Source organism: Nocardioides sp. N13(2025) (genome assembly GCF_051912545.1).
Classification (GTDB): domain Bacteria; phylum Actinomycetota; class Actinomycetes; order Propionibacteriales; family Nocardioidaceae; genus Nocardioides.
Map to the genome: position 1 here is coordinate 3,718,267 of NZ_CP196809.1, position 18,477 is coordinate 3,736,743.

General features: G+C 72.7%; 20 protein-coding genes. 14 read left to right on the top strand and 6 right to left on the bottom strand.

The features are described from left to right. Positions 1-19: 19 nt before the first annotated feature. Positions 20-598, bottom strand: coding sequence for a molybdenum cofactor guanylyltransferase (gene mobA, locus ACS3YM_RS18015; RefSeq protein WP_439937814.1), 579 nt, complete (start codon positions 596-598; stop codon positions 20-22). A 42-nt stretch (positions 599-640) separates the two neighbouring features. Here mobA and ACS3YM_RS18020 point away from each other — a divergent pair, with 42 nt between their 5' ends. The 4 genes from ACS3YM_RS18020 (at position 641) to ACS3YM_RS18035 (ending at position 3,960) form a co-directional block, all read left to right on the top strand. Next, entirely contained in the window at positions 641-1,408 is a 768-nt protein-coding gene (locus ACS3YM_RS18020) for a carbon-nitrogen hydrolase family protein (protein WP_439937815.1), read from the top strand. An 11-nt stretch (positions 1,409-1,419) separates the two neighbouring features. Further along, on the top strand, positions 1,420-2,616 hold the full coding sequence (locus ACS3YM_RS18025; protein ID WP_439937816.1) for a hypothetical protein: 1,197 nt from the start codon (positions 1,420-1,422) through the stop codon (positions 2,614-2,616). Positions 2,617-2,694: 78 nt separating this feature from the next. Continuing rightward, the gene (locus tag ACS3YM_RS18030; protein ID WP_439937817.1) at positions 2,695-2,922 is read left to right on the top strand and encodes a biotin/lipoyl-binding carrier protein; all 228 of its coding nucleotides are present in this window, start codon (positions 2,695-2,697) and stop codon (positions 2,920-2,922) included. A gap of 33 nt (positions 2,923-2,955) precedes the next feature. After that, positions 2,956-3,960, top strand: a complete 1,005-nt coding sequence (locus tag ACS3YM_RS18035; protein WP_439937818.1) for an aldo/keto reductase family protein — start codon at positions 2,956-2,958, stop codon at positions 3,958-3,960. A gap of 127 nt (positions 3,961-4,087) precedes the next feature. On the opposite strand, the gene ACS3YM_RS18040 is transcribed toward ACS3YM_RS18035, so the two are convergent. From ACS3YM_RS18040 to ACS3YM_RS18055, 4 genes are all read right to left on the bottom strand, one after another. Continuing rightward, positions 4,088-4,573, bottom strand: coding sequence for a hypothetical protein (locus ACS3YM_RS18040; protein ID WP_439937819.1), 486 nt, complete (start codon positions 4,571-4,573; stop codon positions 4,088-4,090). A 45-nt stretch (positions 4,574-4,618) separates the two neighbouring features. Further along, positions 4,619-5,425 carry a hypothetical protein gene (locus tag ACS3YM_RS18045; protein WP_439937820.1) on the bottom strand — a complete coding sequence of 269 codons (807 nt, stop codon included), beginning with the start codon at positions 5,423-5,425 and terminating at the stop codon, positions 4,619-4,621. 228 nt (positions 5,426-5,653) lie between these two features. Further along, positions 5,654-6,922: an MFS transporter gene (locus ACS3YM_RS18050; RefSeq protein ID WP_439937821.1), complete on the bottom strand. Its 1,269-nt coding sequence runs from the start codon at positions 6,920-6,922 to the stop codon at positions 5,654-5,656. A gap of 22 nt (positions 6,923-6,944) precedes the next feature. Beyond that, entirely contained in the window at positions 6,945-7,442 is a 498-nt protein-coding gene (locus tag ACS3YM_RS18055; RefSeq protein WP_439937822.1) for a DUF2231 domain-containing protein, read from the bottom strand. A 136-nt stretch (positions 7,443-7,578) separates the two neighbouring features. Between ACS3YM_RS18055 and ACS3YM_RS18060 the strand changes: the two genes are divergently transcribed. From ACS3YM_RS18060 to chrA, 10 genes are all read left to right on the top strand, one after another. After that, positions 7,579-8,244 carry a response regulator transcription factor gene (locus tag ACS3YM_RS18060; RefSeq protein ID WP_439937823.1) on the top strand — a complete coding sequence of 222 codons (666 nt, stop codon included), beginning with the start codon at positions 7,579-7,581 and terminating at the stop codon, positions 8,242-8,244. A gap of 12 nt (positions 8,245-8,256) precedes the next feature. Then, positions 8,257-9,567: a sensor histidine kinase gene (locus tag ACS3YM_RS18065; protein ID WP_439937824.1), complete on the top strand. Its 1,311-nt coding sequence runs from the start codon at positions 8,257-8,259 to the stop codon at positions 9,565-9,567. A gap of 158 nt (positions 9,568-9,725) precedes the next feature. Further along, positions 9,726-10,400 carry a response regulator transcription factor gene (locus ACS3YM_RS18070; RefSeq protein ID WP_439937825.1) on the top strand — a complete coding sequence of 225 codons (675 nt, stop codon included), beginning with the start codon at positions 9,726-9,728 and terminating at the stop codon, positions 10,398-10,400. A 2-nt stretch (positions 10,401-10,402) separates the two neighbouring features. Then, positions 10,403-11,878, top strand: a complete 1,476-nt coding sequence (locus tag ACS3YM_RS18075; protein WP_439937826.1) for a sensor histidine kinase — start codon at positions 10,403-10,405, stop codon at positions 11,876-11,878. 49 nt (positions 11,879-11,927) lie between these two features. Next, positions 11,928-12,926 (top strand): ABC transporter ATP-binding protein, encoded by a 999-nt coding sequence (locus tag ACS3YM_RS18080; RefSeq protein WP_439937827.1) that lies wholly within the window; start codon positions 11,928-11,930, stop codon positions 12,924-12,926. Beyond that, positions 12,923-13,801 (top strand): ABC transporter permease, encoded by an 879-nt coding sequence (locus ACS3YM_RS18085; protein ID WP_439937828.1) that lies wholly within the window; start codon positions 12,923-12,925, stop codon positions 13,799-13,801. Before ACS3YM_RS18080 ends, ACS3YM_RS18085 begins: the two co-directional genes overlap by 4 nt. 2 nt (positions 13,802-13,803) lie before the next feature. Beyond that, complete coding sequence (locus ACS3YM_RS18090) at positions 13,804-14,586, top strand: hypothetical protein (RefSeq protein ID WP_439937829.1); 783 nt, start codon at positions 13,804-13,806, stop codon at positions 14,584-14,586. Positions 14,587-14,683: 97 nt separating this feature from the next. Further along, positions 14,684-15,583 (top strand): cation diffusion facilitator family transporter, encoded by a 900-nt coding sequence (locus ACS3YM_RS18095; protein WP_439937830.1) that lies wholly within the window; start codon positions 14,684-14,686, stop codon positions 15,581-15,583. A 67-nt stretch (positions 15,584-15,650) separates the two neighbouring features. Then, positions 15,651-16,271 (top strand): hypothetical protein, encoded by a 621-nt coding sequence (locus tag ACS3YM_RS18100; RefSeq protein WP_439937831.1) that lies wholly within the window; start codon positions 15,651-15,653, stop codon positions 16,269-16,271. Between the two features lie 58 nt (positions 16,272-16,329). Continuing rightward, positions 16,330-17,694, top strand: a complete 1,365-nt coding sequence (gene chrA, locus ACS3YM_RS18105; protein ID WP_439937832.1) for a chromate efflux transporter — start codon at positions 16,330-16,332, stop codon at positions 17,692-17,694. Between the two features lie 9 nt (positions 17,695-17,703). Here chrA and ACS3YM_RS18110 read toward each other — a convergent pair whose 3' ends face one another. Then, positions 17,704-18,474 (bottom strand): HAD-IIA family hydrolase, encoded by a 771-nt coding sequence (locus ACS3YM_RS18110; RefSeq protein ID WP_439939923.1) that lies wholly within the window; start codon positions 18,472-18,474, stop codon positions 17,704-17,706. Positions 18,475-18,477: the final 3 nt, after the last annotated feature.

The window sequence follows — 18,477 nt, forward strand, 5'->3', positions numbered from 1 at the left end:
TCGGGCCGACCGGCGCGGCTCATCCGCCGAGGTCGCGCAGGTCCGTCCAGGCGTCGATGTCGATCGCCTCGTCACCGTCGGCCCGCACGTCGGCGAGGCGCAGCTGGCCGAGCAGCCGGTGCAGCGCCATGTTGTGCTGGGCCTCGAGCCCGGGTCGGACCGCGGCCAGTCGCTCGGCGTCCAGGACGCCCGCGAGCTGCCGGCGCCCGTCGCCGTCGACCAGGAAGGCGCCGTCCCAGCCGACCGCCGCGTCACGCAGCCGGCGCATCGTCGACGCGGTCACCCGGGGCATGTCGACGGCGAGCACGCCGACCAGCCGGGGCCGCCGCAGCAGCGAGTCGACGCCGGTCAGCAGGCCGGCGACGGGCCCGCCGCGTGGCGGGTCCTCGCAGACGAACGTCACGGGCCGGCTCGTCGGGACGCTCGTGGGAGCGACCACGACGAGCTCGTCGGCGTCGACGAACGCGTCGACGGCGTACTCCAGGAGGGTCCGCCCCGCCAGCTCGACGCTCGCCTTGTCGACGCCGTCCATCCGGGCCGCCGTCCCGCCCGCGAGGACCACGCCGCAGAAGCCGCCGGCGGTGAGGTCGAGGTCCATGCGCACATCCTCGCAGCCGGATCCCGGCCCTAGGCTGGGGCCATGAGCGAGGAGCTGCGGGTGCGCGTGCACCAGTGGGCGAGCGGGCTCGACCCCGAGGACAACCGTGTGCGTCTCGCGGAAGGCGTGGCGCCCGGCGCCGACCTGGTGGTCTTCCCCGAGGCCTTCGCACGCGACTTCGGTGAGGCGGGGTCGGACGTGAGCCCGTACGCCGAGCCGCTCGACGGCCCCTTCGGGCGGGCCGTCTCGCTGCTCGCGGACCGGGCCGGGTGCACCGTGGTCGCCGGCATGTTCGAGGTGGCCGACGACCCAGACCGGCCCTACAACACCCTCGTCGTCGGCGGCGCGAGCCAGGCGGCCTACCGCAAGATCCACCTCTACGACTCCTTCGGCTACCGCGAGTCCGACCGCCTGACCGGCGGTGCGGCGGAGCCGGTCGTCGTCGACGTCGCCGGGTGGCAGGTCGGGCTGATGACCTGCTACGACCTGCGCTTCCCCGAGCTGGCCCGGCGCCTGGTGGACGCGGGCGCCGAGGTGATCGTCGTACCGGCGGCGTGGCTGCCGGGCGAGCGCAAGGTCGAGCACTGGCGCACCCTGCTGGCCGCGCGCGCCATCGAGAACACCTGCTTCGTGGTCGGCGCCGGTCAGCCGGAGCCGCGCTACAGCGGGCACTCCGCGGTCTTCGGGCCGCTCGGGGAGACCCTCGCCGCGGCCGACGGCGCCGAGGAGACCCTCGAGGTCGCCCTGGTCCGTGACGACCTGCTGGCTGCCAGGCGTACCAACCCGTCCCTGGCCAACCGCCGGCTGTAACCTCGTCCGACGTGTCTTCCCCCACCTCCGAGAGCCCGCGCGGGTCGTCCCGCGGCAAGCGGGCTGCCGAGCGGCCGCCGTCGCGGCTGAGGCGCACCCGCAAGGCGGAGGACGTCAAGCCCGAGGCGGTCCGGGTTCCGGAGGCCGGGGTGACGCCCGCGCCGGAGCCCGCCGAGGCCTCCCGTCCGCAGCCGACCTTCGACGGTCCGCGGCGGTCGCTGCTCGCGCTGTGGCTCGCCGTGCTGACGATCGGGGTCGCCGCGCTGCTCTGGTCGGCGATCAACGGGGTCCTCCACGACAACGCCACCCTCGAGCGCCTCGGTCCCGCGCCGGGCTGGCTGGACGGCGCCGGGTCGGTCGCCGTGGTCACCGCGCTGTCGTGGCTGCTGGCCACGCGCACCGCCGGCCGGGCGATGGTCTCGGCGGGCCTCGCCGTCGTCCTCGGCGTCACCAGCCTCGTCGTCGGCGGCCGGGTGCTGCCCACGGGCGCGGCGGTGATGACGTGCGTCGTCGGCAGCGTCTACGCCGTGATGGTCACGGTGCCGGCCGTCACGTGGTGGAAGGCCGTGCGCGAGACGCTCATCGCCACCTTCGTCGCCGCGGTCACGGCCCTCGCGGCCGTGGGCTTCGAGCCGACCGTGGCAGCCGAGCGCTTCGACCTCGCCGCCCTGCTGCTGGCGCTGGCGATGGTCTTCACGACCGTCTACCGGCTCGGCGCCGGCCTCCACGGCCTCGGCCGTCGCGGGCTGATCGTCGTCGCGATCGGCCTCGCGGTCCTCTTCGCGACCCTGGCGTACGCCGAGCTGCTGCGCCGCTACGGCGCCCAGACCTTCGTCTCGTCCATCCTCGACTTCGCCGACGCGACCTCCGAGCGGATCGGGGCCTTCCCCCGCCCACTCGTCGTGCTCCTCGGCATCCCCGCGCTCGTGTGGGGCACGCACGTGCGTGCCCGGCGCCGGCAGGGCTGGTGGGTCTGCGCGTTCGGTGTGGCGGCGACGGTGCCGATCGCCTCGGGCCTGGTCGCGCCGGACAGCTCCTACCTCGAGGCGGTGCTCCGCGCGGCGTACTCCCTGGTCCTCGGCCTGCTGCTGGGCTACCTGGTCATCCGCGCCGACCTCGCGCTCACCGGGCCCAAGGGCCGCCGCGGCCGCCGGGCCGAGGAAGCCGGCCCGCACCGCCCCGAGCCCCGCCGCTTCTCCGAGCTCTGAGCCGGCCCTGGGTCGTCCGCGAGGAGTGCGGGGCCGTCGATCGACGGCTACGCCCGGGTAACCGCTAGCGTCGAGCGCATGGCCCGCCCCACGTCGTTGGAGATCGTCTCCGAGCTCGTCGCCAACGTCCTGCTCATCGAGGTCGCCGTGGGCGACCACGTCGAGGCCGGCGACACCGTCGTGCTGCTGGAGTCCATGAAGATGGAGATCCCGATGCTGGCCGAGCGCAGCGGCACCGTCACCGCGATCAAGGTGACCGTCGGCGACGTCGTCCAGGACGGCGACGTCCTGGTCGTGCTGGACTGACCTCGCTCAGGGCGTCTCGCTAGTGTCGGGGGAATGGAATTCCGATACCTCGGCAACAGCGGACTGAAGATCTCCGAGATCACCTACGGCAACTGGCTCACCCACGGCTCCCAGGTCGAGAACGACGTCGCGTCGCAGTGCGTGCGCGCGGCGCTCGACGAGGGAATCTCGACGTTCGACACCGCCGACGTCTACGCCAACACCGCGGCGGAGACCGTCCTCGGCGAGGCCCTGAAGGGCGAGCGGCGCGAGTCGCTGGAGATCTTCACGAAGGTCTACTGGCCCACCGGCCCCAAGGGCAAGAACGACACCGGCCTGTCCCGCAAGCACATCATGGAGTCGATCGACGGCTCGCTGCGGCGGCTGCAGACCGACTACGTCGACCTCTACCAGGCGCACCGCTACGACGTGGAGACCCCGCTCGAGGAGACGATGCAGGCGTTCGCCGACATCGTGCGACAGGGCAAGGCGCTCTACATCGGCGTCAGCGAGTGGACGGCTGACCAGATCCGCGCGGGCGTGGCGCTGTCGAAGGAGCTCGGCTTCCAGCTGATCTCGAGCCAGCCGCAGTACTCGATGCTGTGGCGCGTCATCGAGGACGAGGTCGTGCCGGCGTCCAAGGAGCTCGGCGTCTCGCAGATCGTGTGGAGCCCCATCGCCCAGGGCGTGCTGACCGGCAAGTACCAGCCGGGCCAGGCGCCCCCGGAGGGTTCGCGGGCCACCGACGCCAAGGGCGGCGCCGACATGATCTCGCGCTGGATGAAGGACGACGTCCTCACCGCGGTCCAGGACCTGCGGCCCATCGCCGACGACCTCGGCCTCACGATGGCCCAGCTCGCGGTCGCCTGGGTGCTGCAGAACGACAACGTCGCCGCTGCCCTCGTCGGCGCCTCGCGTCCCGAGCAGGTCGCCGACAACGTCAAGGCGGCCGGCGTGAAGCTCGACGACGACGTGATGAAGCGCATCGACGAGGCCATCGGCTCGGTCGTGGTCCGCGACCCGAAGCTCACCCAGGTGCCCGAGGGCCGCGTGGCCTGACCGCAGCGTGGTGGCGCACCCCGGGTCACGACCCGCCGCGGATGGCTGCCTGTCATGACACGGTCCGTCTCACCACGTGCAGCAGCTGGCTCGGAGTGGTGACACGGACCGTGTCGGAACAGGCGCGTCAGGCGCGCCGGTCCGACCAGGCCGAGCCGACGGTCAGGGTCTGTGCCACATCACAGCGGGAGACGTCGTGCACCTGCCACGTGTGGGGCCGGGGCACGGCATCCACAGCATGGAGCCTGGTGTCGAAGTCGACATGGGTTTCCGGTGAGGGCACCTCGGACGCCTCCTGCCGACCTGCGATGCGCTGGCGGATCGTCTCGGGCTCGCTCACCAGTGCGAGGAAGTGGACGACCTCGTCAGTCACGGCGGCGAGGACCTGGTCCGGCAGGCAGATGCAGGGCACCACCGGCGTGAGCCCGTTGCTTCGCACCTCCCGGCAGATCGCGAGGACGTAGCGCCAGAACCCGACGTAGTCCCGGCGGCCTGCCGCCGTGGCCTTCGCGCCCCGACCCAGGACGTTACCGTCGATCACGAGCAGACCCGGGCGGCCCCGCAGGTGTTCACCGATCGTCGACTTCCCGGTGGCGGCCGCGCCGGTGATCACCAGGACGGATGCCGGTGCAGGAGTCACGCTCCAGCCTGTCAGCAATCAGTTCTCGATGCCGGTGCAGTAGAAGGCACCGTCGCCGACCCTCGGGTACGACCTGATCGTCTCGGCGGAGGTGTTGGCCGCTGTCATGCCGAAGCGATACGGCCGCGAGAGGTTGAGCTCAACGGGCAGCGCCATCCCTGGCGTCAGCGCGGGCGACTGGTAGATCGTGGTGGCCTCGTCCGTGGCGAACGCGACGACACCCGATGACTCGTCGTCCGAGGTGTCCGCCAACCCCAGGACGGCGCGAAACCTCGTGCAGTTTCGGCCCGGGGTGACACGAGCTTCCCACGCGCGTACAGATGTCCCGGCGTAGCCGCCCCAGACCGCGTAGCGGTCGCCGTTGATGTCGGCCTCGCCGTAGCCGGCTAGGAAGGTCTGGAAGTACGGCGTGAACTCGCGCAGCTGGATCCAACGCCATACCGTGACCTTGACCGGCCTCGAGTCCACCGGCTTGAGTCGATTGCGGTAGGTGATCGCGACGCGGTACACCGCCTCATTGCGCGCGGTGACGGTGGTTCGGAACTTCACGCGTGCCAGTGCTCGCTTGCTCGCGACGTCGGTCCATGCGTACGTAGAGAAGCCCTCGACCCGCTCCTGCAAGGTAACTCGTTTGGCGTTGCCGGACTGGGGCACGCGCACCCGCAACGTGATCCGGTCACCCTCGGTGACCTCCTTTGACGAGGCCTTGACCACGGCCTTCGAGATCGAGGCAACGCTCGGGCGGGCGTCGGGAACCACGGCGGAAGCGGACGGAAGAGCGGACAGGACGATCGAGGCCACGACGGCCGACATGACGAGCTTCACGAGATTCCTTACCCCCGGTTGGATGTCTCGCGAACCGTAACCGCGACGGGGCGACATTGCTGACGCTTTCAGGCACGGTGCTGCCCTCGACTCCGTCGCGGATGTGACACACCACCGTTCGCCCACCGTGGCAGCCTGCTCGGCGTTCCGGCACGACCCGTGACACCACACGCACAGACCTGCCGTCGGTCCTGACACCAGGCGTGTCGGAACCGCGGCGGCGAGGAGTCAGACGACAGCCCGCGTCACCCGGTAGCGGACGAACGCCGGGACCGCGAGGGCGGCGAGGACGGTGAAGACCACGACCAGCGCACCGCCGCCCGCCGCGGCGACCGCGGCTCCGGTGGCCGCCGCGGTCGCGCCGTGGGCCACGTCGGCGACGCGCGGGCCGCCGGCGACCACGACGATGAAGATCCCCTGCAACCGCCCGCGCACCTCGTCGGCGGCCGCGGACTGCAGCATCGACGTGCGGAAGGCAGCCGAGGCCATGTCTGCGGCGCCGCCGATCGCCAGCATCAGGACCGCGAGTCCGAGCATCGGCCCGGGCGCGAACGACGCGAGCATCGCCGCGACGCCGAAGCCGACCATCGCGAAGCCCCACACGAGGATCGACACGATCACGGCGAGGCCCTGGCGCTCGACGTGCGAGACCCACCCCGAGAGCACGCCGCCCACCACCGCGCCGGCCGGGATCGCGGCGAAGAGCAGAGCGAAGGCCAGGCCACCCCCGCTCGGGCCGCCGAAGTCGACGTCCGCCATCTCGGGGAAGAGCGCGCGCGGCATGCCGAAGACCATCGCGATGATGTCGACGACAAAGGACATCATCAGCACCGGCTGGGTGCGCAGGTAGCGGAAGCCGTCGACGACCGCCCTGATGCCGGGCGTCACCGTCGCGCCGACGATCGGCAGGGCCGGGAGGCGTACGACGGCACCGAGCGTCGCGAAGAGCGCGATGGTGTCCAGCAGGTAGAGCCACGAGAAGCCGATCAACGGGATGAGGGCCCCGCCGACCAGGGGGCCCGCGATGCCGCCGGCCTGCATCACGGTCATGTTGAGCGAGTTGGCCGCGGGCAGCTGCTCGAGCGGCAGGAGCCGCGGCAGCAGCGCCGAGCGGGTCGGCTGGTTCACTGCGAAGAAGGCCTGCTGCACCGCGAACAACGACAGCAGCAGCCACACGTCCTCGGCCCCGAGCGCCGCCTGGAGCCAGAAGCCCGCCGAGGTCAGGATGAGGCCGGTCGTGGTGACCATCAGCAGGGTGCGCCGGTCGAAGACGTCCGCCAGTGCGCCTCCCCAGAGGCCGAAGACGACCAGCGGCACCAGGCCGAAGATGCCGGTCAGCCCGACGTAGGCCGACGAGCCGGTCATCACGTAGATCTGGGCGGGCACCGCCACGACGGTGAGCTGGGCGCCCACGACGGTGATGATGTTGGCCAGCCAGAGCCGGCGGAAGTGCGGGTTGGCGAGCGGCCGGGTGTCGGCCAGCAGTCGCTTCTCCACGACCGCAGGCTAGGTCACCCCCTCAGTCACCCGACGAGGAGACCTGGTCACCCCAGGCGGAGCGGGCTCCCGAGTCGCCGACGCGGTAGACCTGCACCGACGTGGCGAGGGCGGCGACGACCGCCAGTGCTGCGACCGTGCGGACCATGCCCGCGCTCGTCGTACGGCCGGTGCCGGCCGATCCGGTGGCCGATCCCGCGGCGGTGCTGCGGCGGTCCAGCCACCACAGTGCTACGGCGAGCAGCAGCATCGGGAGGGCGAACCAGATCAGCTGGTCACCGAGCTCGGCGTGCTCGCCCGGGTTGCCGACGCGCTCCTCCAGGGCCTCGCCGCTCGAGGTCGCGACGGGGATCATCACGGTCGCGAGCGCGGTGCACGCCACGACCAGCAGGCCGTAGGGGCGGCGCCAGGCGGGACGCACGGCGATCGCGACGACGCCGAGCGTGGCGAGCGGGAGCAGGACGACGACGGCGTGCACCACGAGGGGGTGCACCGGCAGGCCGTTGATCAGATCGAACATTCCCCGGACGCTAGGAGGACCTACCTGCACGCCACCTGATCGCGGGGCAGACTCTCCAGCGACGTCAGTCAGGTTGTGTGCAGGCGCGGGGCGGCACCGTGCGGTCGGTGCTACCCCCTGGAACGAGGAACGATCGATGGCCCGAGTAGGTCTCTGCGAGGACGATGTCGCCATCCGGCGGGTGGTGACCGATGCGATGCGCCTCGCGGGGCACGACGTGGTGGCTGCCCACGACGGCGGCGAGGCGCTCCGCCTCTTCGTCGACGACGACTCCCTCGACGTGGTGATCCTCGACATCGGCCTGCCCGACGCCGACGGGCGCGACGTGTGCCAGGCGCTCCGCTCGGCGGGCCAGTCGGCTCCCGTCCTCTTCCTCACGGCGCTCGGTGCGGTGCACGAGCGGCTGGCCGGCTTCAGCGCCGGCGCCGACGACTACCTCCCCAAGCCGTTCGACGTCCTCGAGCTGATCGCCCGGGTCGAGGCGCTGGCCAAGCGCGGCCGCCTCGTCGTGGCCGAGGCACCGACGGACCTGGTCCTGGACCCGGCCCGCCACTCCCTGGCCTGCAACGGCACGGAGGTCCTCCTCACGCCGACCGAGTTCCGGATGCTGGCCGCGATCACGTCGCGTCCCGGCGAGGTCGTACGTCGTCGCGCGGTCGTCGCCGCGGCGTGGCCGCAGGGCGGTGCGGTCAGCGACAACACGGTCGACTCCTACGTCCGACGGATCCGCGTCAAGCTCCGTGAGGTCGACTCGCCGCTGGAGCTCACCACGGTCCGCGGCGTGGGATACACGTTGAAGTGATGGACTGAGGGGGTGCATCTCTTCGCGCCCCGGTCGTTCCGCGGCACCATCGTCGCCGCGACCGTCGGGCTGACGACGCTCGCCATGGTCGTGGTGGTGCTCGGCATCCAGCTCGTGCTGGAGTACACCGCCCAGCGCGACATCGAGCAGGTGCTCCGCGACCGCTCGCAGGCGATGGTCACGATCGTCCAGCGGGCGTCGTCCGAGCGGCTGACGGTGCCGGCTGACCTGCTCGAGCCCGGCATGGTCGTCTACGACGACACCGGCGAGCGGGTGGCCGGGTCCGTGGAGAGCAACGTGCGGGAGCTGGCCGACTCGCTCGGCGCGAGCGACCGGCCTCGCGGGGTCCAGGGCCCTGGCGACGAGGAGCAGCTGCTCGCCACGCCCTTCACCACCCCGAGCGGGGACTCGGGGGTGCTGGTCGTGAGCCAGGAGACGGGCCCCTACGAGCGGTCCGAGCGCTACGCCATGCTCGCCACGATCGTGCTCGCCCTGCTCGTCATCGGCGCGACGGCCGTGATCGCGCTCAAGGTCACCACGCAGGCGCTCAAGCCGGTGACCCGGATGGCCGACCGGGCAGCGGACTGGAGCGAGCACGACCTGACCCACCGCTTCGACCTGGGCCCGCCGACCAACGAGCTCGCCGCGCTCGGCGAGACCCTCGACCACCTCCTCGACCGCGTCGCGTCGGCGATCCGCTCGGAGCAGCGCCTGACCTCCGAGCTCGCGCACGAGCTGCGCACGCCGCTGACCGCCATCCAGGGGTCGGCGGACCTTGCGCTGCTGCGCGGCGTGGAGGACGAGGCGGTGCGCGAGGACCTGAGGCAGATCTCGGCGTCCGCGCGCGACATGGCGGGGGTGATCACCACCCTGCTCGACGCGGCCCGCGACAGCACGGCGACCGGTCGCGCCTGCCGGGTCGCGGACGTCGTTCCCGGGCTGGTGGCGATCGTCGCCGACCGGGTGGAGGTGGTCGACCGTACGGCCGAGTCGTCCGCCCGCATCGCAGCCCCGGCCGACCTCGTCGTACGAGCTGCCGCTCCCATCGTCGACAACGCCGTTCGCCACGCGCGCCGCCGCGTCGTCATCGAGGCGACCGACCACCCGGACCGGGTGGAGCTGGTCGTCAGAGACGACGGTGAGGGCGTCGACGCGTCCGTGCGCGAGCACCTCTTCGAGCCCGGTGTGTCGGGCAGGAGCCGGGGCGCCGGCCTCGGGCTGGGGATCGCCCGCCGGCTCGCGCGCTCGTTCGGCGGCGAGGTCGACCTCGACCCCCCGGCCCACGGTGGCGCGTCCTTCCGGATCCGTCTGCCGCGCCGCTGAGGCACGCACACGACGGCAGTCAGGTTCCTTGCAGGTAACGCTGCCCATGATGTGTCGTGCGGGCTCGTCCTACCCCCCGGGGACGGGCCCGCCACCACTCCTGCCGCCACGCCCGGCCTCGCGCCACGCCACGCAGGCCAGCCCAGAGGAGGCGGACGATGCGCGTGCTGCTGGCCGAGGACGACGCCCGGCTGGCCGGCGTCCTGGCCCAGGGCCTGACGGAGGCGGGGTGGGAGGTCGAGGCCGTCGACGACGGCCGCGCCGCCTACGCCCGGGCGCTCGCCGACAACCCGCCCGACGTGCTGCTGCTCGACTGGATGCTGCCGGGCATGGACGGGCTCACCGCGTGTCGCCGCCTGCGCGAGATGGGCGTCACGACGCCGGTCCTGGTGCTCACCGCGCGCGGCGAGGTGCGCGACCGGGTCCACGGCCTCGACGCCGGCGCCGACGACTACCTGCCCAAGCCGTTCGACCTCGACGAGCTCCTTGCCCGGCTGCGCGCGCTGCACCGGCGGTCGTCGTACGACGCACCCGAGGTCGTCACGGTCGGTGACCTCGTCGTCGACGGTGGGGCGCGCCGGGTGAGCCGGGGCGGGACCGACATCGAGCTGTCCGCTCGGGAGTTCGACATCCTCTGGCTGCTCGCGTCGCGGGTCGGCACGGTGGTGTCGCGCTTCGCGATCCTCGACGAGGTCTGGGGCGGCGACACCGACCTGCGCAGCAACGTCATCGACGTCCACCTCGGCGCCATCCGGGCCAAGGTCGACAAGCCGTTCGGCACGAGCAGCATCGTCACCGTGCGGGGTGCGGGCTACCGCCTCGAGCCGTCGTGAACGTGGCCGACCGGCTCCGGTCCCTTCCGCTGCGCACGCGCCTGGTGGCCGGCTTCGCCGCCGCGATGCTCGTGCTGCTCACCGCAGCCGGTGGCGTCGTCTACTGGCGCGTCCAGTACGCCCTCGACCGCGGCCTCGACACCGAGCTCACCTCGGCCCGGTCGGTCATCGCCCCCCTGGTCGGCGCCGACGGCACCGTCGCCTCGCCCCGCGCCGCCGACGCGACCGGGACCGCGTGGCAGGTGCTCGGCGCCGACGGCACCGTCCTGGACTCCGGGGGCCCGGCTCCGGCCCGACCCCTCGTCCGGGCGTCCGAGCTGCCGACCGACGCCACGCGCACCCTCGACGTCGGCACGCTGCTCCCGGTGGCCGACGCCCCGTTCCGGGTCGCGGTCACCAGGCTCGACGACGCCCGGGACGGCGCGGCGTACCTGCTGGTCGGCGTGCGCCGCGACCACCGCGACGACGCCCGGGACGGCGCGGCGTACCTGCTGGTCGGCGTGCGCCGCGACCACCGCGACGAGGCCCTGCGCGAGCTGCTGCTCCAGATGGCCCTCGCCGGGGTCGGTGCCCTGGTCATCGCCTCGTTCGTCGGCGACCTGCTCGCGCGGCTCGCGCTCCGACCGGTGGAGCGCTACCGCCGCCGCGCGGCCGAGATCGCCGCCGGGTCCTCCCACCTGCGCCTCGACGTGCCGTCCGACCGCGACGACGAGGTGACCCGCCTCGGGCACACCCTCAACGAGATGCTCGGCGCGCTGGACGAGTCGCTTGATCGCGAGCGGCAGTTCGTCGGCGACGCCAGCCACGAGCTGCGCACCCCGCTCACCGTGCTGCGGTCCCGGATCCAGGTGGCCCGGCGCCGCGAGCGGTCGGTGGCCGAGCACGAGGCGGTGCTCGACGAGCTCGCCGTCGACGTGGACCGGCTCGCCGGTCTCGCCGAGCAGCTGCTCGCACTCGACCGGGGGTCCGCGACCCGCACCCTGCCCGCCGACCGGGCCGACCTCGCGGACGTGGCCCGGCGCGAGGTGGCCCGGTGGCAGGCCGCGCACCCCGAGCGGGCAGCCGACGTGGTGCTCGAGCTCCCGGCCGGCCCGGTCCCGGTGGCCTCCGACGGGCACGCGCACGCCCGGGTCGTGACCAACCTGCTGGCCAACGCGCTGGTCCACGGCGCGCCGCCGGTGCAGGTCGTCGTACGCCGCGACGGCGGGTACGCCGTCCTGGCCGTGTCCGACGCGGGCCCGGGCATGGCGCCCGACCTCCTGGCCCAGGCCACCCGGCGCTTCAGCCGGGCGCCCGAGGCGAGGTCGCGTCCCGGCTCCGGGCTCGGTCTCGCGCTCGTCGAGCACCTCGTCGCGACCGCCGGGGGTGAGCTGAGGCTGTGCCACGGCGGGCACCACGTCACGTCAGGGACCCCGGCGGACGTGCCGTGCCGTCACGACGACCGGATGACCGCGACCGTCCTCGTCCCCCTGGGCTAGCGCTTCAGCTTCATCATTCCTTCATCCTCGGATTCCTACGGTGGCCGGCATGACCACCACCACACCGATGGACCGGGACGACGGGGCCGCCGTCGACGTCTCCGGGATCACCAAGACCTACGGCTCGCTCGTCGCCGTCGACGACGTGTCGATGCGCGTCTCGCCGGGCGAGGTCTACGGCATCCTGGGCCCCAACGGGGCCGGCAAGACCACCCTGCTGCGGATGCTCTTCGGCCTCATCCGGCCCGACAGCGGCACCATCCACGTCTTCGGCCGGACGTGGGCCGAGGCGGGCGTGCACACCCTCGACGGCGTCGCCGGCTTCATCGAGAGTCCCCGGTTCTACCCCTACCTGACGGGCCGGCAGAACCTCGAGGGCCTCGGCCTGCTCGACGGCCCGGCCGAGAGGGCGAGCCTGCCCGACCGCGTCGACGAGGTGCTGGACGTCGTCGACCTCGTCGAGCGCCAGCACGACAAGGTGGGCGGCTACTCGTACGGCATGCGGCAGCGGCTCGGGGTCGCGGCCAGCCTGCTGCGCAGCCCCCGGCTGCTCGTGCTCGACGAGCCGGCCAACGGGCTCGACCCGGCCGGCATCAGGGACATGCGCGCCCTGGTGAAGCGGCTCGCGGCCAGCGGGCTCACCGTGCTCCTCTCCTCGCACCACATGGACGAGGTGGAGGAGATCTGCGACAACGTCACGATCATGCGGCAGGGCTCGGTGGCGTTCCACGGCACCATCGCCGACCTCCGCGCGATGGCTCCGGACCCGGGGCACCTGCTCCGCACCGGCGACGACGCCGAGGCCGTGGCGATCGGCCGGTCCCGCCACCCGGAGGTGATGGTGGAGGCCGGGCCCGGCGGTGGGCTGGTCGCGACCGGCTCCGCGCACGAGCTGTCGGCGTACGTCGCCGACCTGGTCCGCGCGGACGTGCCGCTGCTGGCCTTCACCCCGACGCGGACCCCGCTCGAGGCGCTCTTCTTCATGCTCACCGATGGCGATCCGGACGAGGTCGACCCCGTCCGGGACCAGATGGAGGTGGTCCGATGACCACGACGACCGTGGTGCGACCGACCGGTCGCACCGTCGACACCGGAGGTGCGAGCGTCCCGGCCGGGCTCGGCGCGGCCGTGCGCTGGGAGACCCGCAAGCTGCGCGCGCAGCTGCGGACGAAGGCGCTGCTCGTCGGCACCCTGGTGGCCCCCATCGCCGTCGTGGTGGTCGTCGGCGCCCAGTCGCGTCCGCCCAAGGACAGCCTGTTCGGCCGCTTCTCGACCGAGAACGGCTTCGCGATGGCCCTGCTGGTGCTGGGCTTCGCCAGCCAGTGGCTGCTCCCGCTCGTCACCGCGATCGTCGCGGGCGACATCTTCGCCAGCGAGGACCAGCACGGCACCTGGAAGACCGTGCTGACCAGGTCGGTCAGCCGGTCCCGGCTGTTCTGGGCGAAGGTGCTGGTCGCCGTCGTCTTCGGCCTGCTGGCGCTCGTCCTGCTCGCGGGCGCGACGATCGCCTCCAGCCTGCTCATCGTCGGCCACCAGCCCCTCATCGGCCTGTCGGGCCAGGTGGTCGCGCCCGGTGCGGCGCTGGCGCTGGTCGCCGCGAGCTGGGCGACGATGGCGCCGCCGCTCGTCGCGTTCACCTGCCTGGCGCTGCTGTTCTCGGTGTGGTCGCGCAACGCCGCCGTCGGCATCGCCGCGCCGGTGGTGCTGGGCATGGTCATGCAGCTCGTCGGCTCCCTCGGCGGGATCGAGGCGATCCGGCCCTTCCTGCTCACCACGCCCTTCGAGGCCTGGCACGGCCTGCTCGCGGAGCCCCGGTTCACCGGACCGCTCCTCGACGGCCTGCTCACCAGCGCCGTCTGGAGCGTGGCCACCCTGGCCACCGCCTTCCTCGTCCTGCGCCGTCGCGACATCACCGGAGGTTGACCATGCGCCGCTTCATCATCAGTCTCATCGCCGCACTCGCCGTCGTACTGGCGGTCGGTGGCGCGGTCGTCGCCGGCTCCGGGGGCGGGAGCACCGTCACCAGGGCCCGCCTCGAGCGGTCCCTGCCCACCACGTTCGCCAACCTCTACACCGCCCAGTCGAAGCTGTTGGGCCACGCGGGCGTGACGCCGGCCTCGCTCCACGCCAGCGCCATGTGCGACAAGGGCGGCGCGGTCGAGCCCGACGTCGGGCCCGGCAGCAACTGGAACTGCCTGGTCAGCTGGACCGACCCGGACAACCCGATGCCGCCCGAGGGCTACGGCAAGCTCGAGCTCCAGGTCCACAGCAACGGCTGCTACACCGCCGGGGCCCCGAGCAAGCTCGTCGGCTTCGCCACCCTGACCGACACCCGCGGTCGGGTGGTGACCAACCCGGTCGCGGAGTTCGACGGCTGCTTCGACCCCGACGGCAGCAACGCGCCCACCGGCGTGGAGTTCCCCTCGCTGCTCAGCGTGACGACCACCGCCCTGCGGCCCGACAGCCAGCGACGCGTGTCGGTGCAGGCGACCTGCGGCACCGGCAGCACCGGCTGCCACGGCACGGTCACCGCCGTGGCTGACGGCACGGAGCTCGGCACCGTCCCGCTCGACGCCGACGAGGAGCAGACCGCGACGCTCGCCTTCGCGAAACCGGTGCCCGAGGGGGCCGCCGAGGTCACCTTCACGATCACCCTCACCGAGGGGGTCGGGCCGCCCAAGCCGGTGACCCTGGAGATGCCCGCCTGAGCCCGTACGCCCGGTGGCGCGGCCCGTGCCGCGTCGCCGGGCGAGGCCTATCATCGCCGCACGGGGGCTGCGAGGCCGCACGGCGACGGAGGGCTCGATGGGTGCAGGGCACGGCCACGGCCACGCCGGTGCGCGGCACCGGTGGCGCCTCGCCTCGGCCTTCGGGCTCGTCGCGTGCTTCTTCGGCATCGAGCTCGTCGTGGGCCTGGTCAGCGGGTCGCTGGCGCTGATCTCCGACGCCGGCCACATGGCGGCCGACGTGGTGGCCCTCGGCGCCGCCCTGGTCGCGACCAAGATCGCGACCCGGCGTGACGACACCGGCCGGCGCACCTACGGCTCCTACCGCGCCGAGGTCTTCGCCTCCGGGCTCACGGTCCTGGTCATGCTCGGCGTCTCGGCCTACGTCGTCGTGGAGGCGGTCCGCCGGACCGGGCATGGCGTCGAGGTCTCGTCCGGTCCGATGCTCGTCGTCGGCGCCATCGGCCTGGTCGTCAACCTCGTCTGCCTGGTGCTGCTGCGCGGGGGCGCGCAGGAGTCGATCAACGTCAAGGGTGCCTACCTCGAGGTGGCGGCCGACGCCGCCGGCAGCGTCGGCGTGCTGCTCGCGGGTCTCCTCGTCGGCCTCACGGGCTCGGGGGTGTGGGACACCGTCGTCGCCGTGGCGATCGGCGTCCTCGTCGCGGTGCGCGCGGTCCTTCTCGGGCGCGAGGTGCTCGCCGTCCTGGGCCAGCACGCACCGCACGACGTCGACCTCGCGGCCGTCGTGCGCGACCTCGAGGGCGTCTCGGGCGTCGCGGAGGTGCACGACCTCCACGCGTGGACCCTGACCTCGGGGATGAACGTCGCCACCGCCCACCTGGTCACCCGGGTGGGTGCTGACGCGCAGGCGGTCCTCACCGCGGCCCAGGCCACGCTGCGCGAGAGCCACGGCATCGAGCACGCCACCCTGCAGGTCGAGGCCAACCCGGCCAAGGAGTGCCACTCCGCCACCTGGTGACCTCGCAGATGACACACTGAGGCGCGCAGGCGCCTGATCAGCACGCGCCCGGGGGAACGAGGTGCACGTGTCCGAGCTGGTGATCGAGCGCTCCGCGACGCCGGCCTTCGCCAGGACCGCCAACGTCTTCGCCAAGGGCGCGCTGGTCCTGCTGCTGGTCCTCGCGCTCCTCTACCCCGACCAGGGCAACATGCGCGACAAGGCCGCCGGCATGCGGGCCGTGGGATACCCCCTCATCTCGTTCACGGTCCCGGTCCTCTGGTGGACGCTGTGGCGCGAGCGGATCTCCTTCCCGTGGCTGACCGACCTGCTCATCACGATCACCTGCTTCACCGACATCCTCGGCAACCGGATGGACCTCTACGACACGGTCGTGTGGTTCGACGACTGGATGCACTTCATGAACACCGGCCTGCTCGCCGCGGCGTTCATCCTGCTGACGCTGCCCCGCGACGTCGGCCTCGGTCGCGTCCTCGAGCGCGCCCTGGCCTTCGGGGCGACGGCTGCGATCGCGTGGGAGCTCGCGGAGTTCTTCGCCTTCATCAGCAAGTCGAGCGAGCGCGAGCTGGCGTACGCCGACACGCTGGGGGACCTCGCGCTCGGTGCCGCCGGCGCGGTGCTGGCCGCCGTCGTGATCCGCCGCTCGTGGCGCGGCGGTCGCCTGCTGCAGCCGGCGCCGCTGACGTAGTCGAGTTTGTAGACCTGCCGACTTGACTTTTGGGTCTCGGCAGCGGTTCGGTGCTCCCATGCCCGCGCCGCACGCGTCCCAGCGCGACGTCATCCCCCTCCGCCAGGCGACCGCGGCCTGGTTCGCGATCTCGCTCCAGACCTTCGGTGGTCCGGCGGGGCAGATCGCCGTCATGCAACGGATGCTCGTCGAGGAGAAGCGCTGGATCGGGCAGCAGCGGTTCCTCTTCGCGCTGTCCTACTGCACGCTGCTCCCCGGGCCCGAGGCCCAGCAGCTGGCGACGTACGTCGGGTGGCTGCTCAACGGCGTCAAGGGGGCGCTGGTCGCCGGCATCCTCTTCATCATCCCCGGGGTCGTGGCGCTGCTCGTGCTGTCGGGCGTCTACGTCGCCTACGGCGAGACGAGGATCGTCGAGTCGGTGTTCCTCGGCCTCGCACCGGCTGTCATCGCGATCGTCGTGCAGGCCGTGGTCCGCGTGGGGCGCAAGGGGCTCGGGCACCCGGCACTGGTCGTGCTGGCCGTGGCCTCGTTCGTCGCGCTGACCGTCTTCGGCGTGCCGTTCCCCGTGGTCGTGCTGGGCGCGGCCGTGCTCGGCTGGGCGCTCGGGCGGCGCATCCCGACGCTCACCCACCCGCCCAGGACCATGGCGGACGACGGTCCGCCGCCGCTCGTCAGCGACGACGCGCTGCACGCCGAGCGACCGTCCGGTCGCCGCGCGGCGCTCACCTTGGCGGTCGGGCTGGTGGTGTGGTTCGCACCGGTCGCGGTCGCCGCCGCGGTCTTCGGGCGGTCGAGCATCTTCGTCGACCAGGGCGTGTTCTTCTCCGGTGCAGCCGTCGTCACCTTCGGCGGGGCGTACGCCGTCCTGGCCTATGTCGCCCAGCAGGCCGTCGAGGTCTACGGCTGGGTCGCACCCGGCGAGATGGTCCGCGGCCTCGCTCTCGCCGAGACCACCCCGGGACCGCTGATCATGGTGGTCCAGTTCGTCGCGTTCGTCGGCGCCTACCGCGCGCCGGGCGACCTCGACCCCTGGGCGGCGGCGCTCGTCGCCGCGCTGCTGACGACCTGGGTGACGTTCGTCCCGTGCTTCCTGTTCATCCTCCTCGGGGCGCCGTACGTCGAGCGCCTCCGCGGCAACCGGGACCTCGCCGCCGCGCTGGCCGGGATCACCGCAGCGGTGGTCGGCGTCATCGCCAGCCTCGCGGTCTTCTTCGCCCTCCACACCCTCTTCGAGGAGACCGGGCGGGTGACCGCCGGGCCGCTGGACCTGGCGTACCCCAGGCTCGCGTCGCTCGACCCGGTCTCGCTGGCGATCACCGCCCTCGGCTGCGCCCTCGTGTTCTGGCGACGCTGGTCGGTGCTGCGCACCCTCGGCGCGTGCGCGCTCGCCGGGGTCGTCCTCGGACTGGCGCTCCCGGGCTGAGACGACGGCTCAGGCGTCCTCGGGCAGCAGCGTCTGGCCGACGAGCGGCACCACGTCCGCGATCGAGTCGACCACCTTGGTCGGGCGGTAGGGGAAGTCCTGCACCTGGTGGCGCTCGGTGGCGCCGGTGGCCACCAGGATCGTGCGCATGCCGGCCTCGAGGCCGCTGATGATGTCGGTGTCCATCCGGTCGCCGATCATCACCGTGGTCTCGGAGTGGGCCTCGAGCCGGTTGAGGGCGCTGCGCATCATCAGCGGGTTGGGCTTGCCGATGAAGTAGGGCTGCCGGCCGGTCGCGGTGCTGATCAGGGCGGCCACCGAGCCCGTCGCCGGCAGCATCCCCTGCGTGCTCGGCCCGCTCGGGTCGGGGTTGGTCGCGATGAACCGCGCCCCGTCGTTGATGAGGCGGATCGCGCGGGTGATCGCCTCGAAGGAGTAGGTGCGGGTCTCTCCGAGCACGACGTAGTCAGGCTTGTGGTCGGTCATCACGTAGCCGATGTCGTGGATCGCGGCGGTGAGCCCGGTCTCGCCCACGACGTACGCCGACCCGCCCGGGCGCTGGTCGTCGAGGAACTGGGCGGTCGCGAGCGCCGACGTCCAGATCGACTCCTCGGGCACGTCGATCCCGCTGCTGCGGAGCAGGCGCACCCGCAGGTCGCGCGGGGTGAAGATCGAGTTGTTGGTCAGGACCAGGAACGGGGTCGCGGTCTCGCGGAGGGCAGCGATGAACTCCTTCGCCCCGGGGATCGGGTCCTCCTCGCGCACGAGGACTCCGTCCATGTC

Excerpts from the sequence above, each read along its gene's own strand:
- ACS3YM_RS18110 (WP_439939923.1), bottom strand. The coding sequence starts at position 18,474 with ATGGACGGAGTCCTCGTGCGCGAGGAGGACCCGATCCCCGGGGCGAAG.
- ACS3YM_RS18060 (WP_439937823.1), top strand. The coding sequence starts at position 7,579 with ATGGCCCGAGTAGGTCTCTGCGAGGACGATGTCGCCATCCGGCGGGTG.
- ACS3YM_RS18055 (WP_439937822.1), bottom strand. The coding sequence starts at position 7,442 with ATGTTCGATCTGATCAACGGCCTGCCGGTGCACCCCCTCGTGGTGCAC.
- ACS3YM_RS18030 (WP_439937817.1), top strand. The coding sequence starts at position 2,695 with ATGGCCCGCCCCACGTCGTTGGAGATCGTCTCCGAGCTCGTCGCCAAC.
- ACS3YM_RS18095 (WP_439937830.1), top strand. The coding sequence starts at position 14,684 with ATGGGTGCAGGGCACGGCCACGGCCACGCCGGTGCGCGGCACCGGTGG.
- ACS3YM_RS18090 (WP_439937829.1), top strand. The coding sequence starts at position 13,804 with ATGCGCCGCTTCATCATCAGTCTCATCGCCGCACTCGCCGTCGTACTG.
- ACS3YM_RS18035 (WP_439937818.1), top strand. The coding sequence starts at position 2,956 with ATGGAATTCCGATACCTCGGCAACAGCGGACTGAAGATCTCCGAGATC.
- ACS3YM_RS18085 (WP_439937828.1), top strand. The coding sequence starts at position 12,923 with ATGACCACGACGACCGTGGTGCGACCGACCGGTCGCACCGTCGACACC.
- ACS3YM_RS18070 (WP_439937825.1), top strand. The coding sequence starts at position 9,726 with ATGCGCGTGCTGCTGGCCGAGGACGACGCCCGGCTGGCCGGCGTCCTG.
- ACS3YM_RS18020 (WP_439937815.1), top strand. The coding sequence starts at position 641 with ATGAGCGAGGAGCTGCGGGTGCGCGTGCACCAGTGGGCGAGCGGGCTC.
- chrA (WP_439937832.1), top strand. The coding sequence starts at position 16,330 with ATGCCCGCGCCGCACGCGTCCCAGCGCGACGTCATCCCCCTCCGCCAG.
- mobA (WP_439937814.1), bottom strand. The coding sequence starts at position 598 with ATGGACCTCGACCTCACCGCCGGCGGCTTCTGCGGCGTGGTCCTCGCG.
- ACS3YM_RS18080 (WP_439937827.1), top strand. The coding sequence starts at position 11,928 with ATGACCACCACCACACCGATGGACCGGGACGACGGGGCCGCCGTCGAC.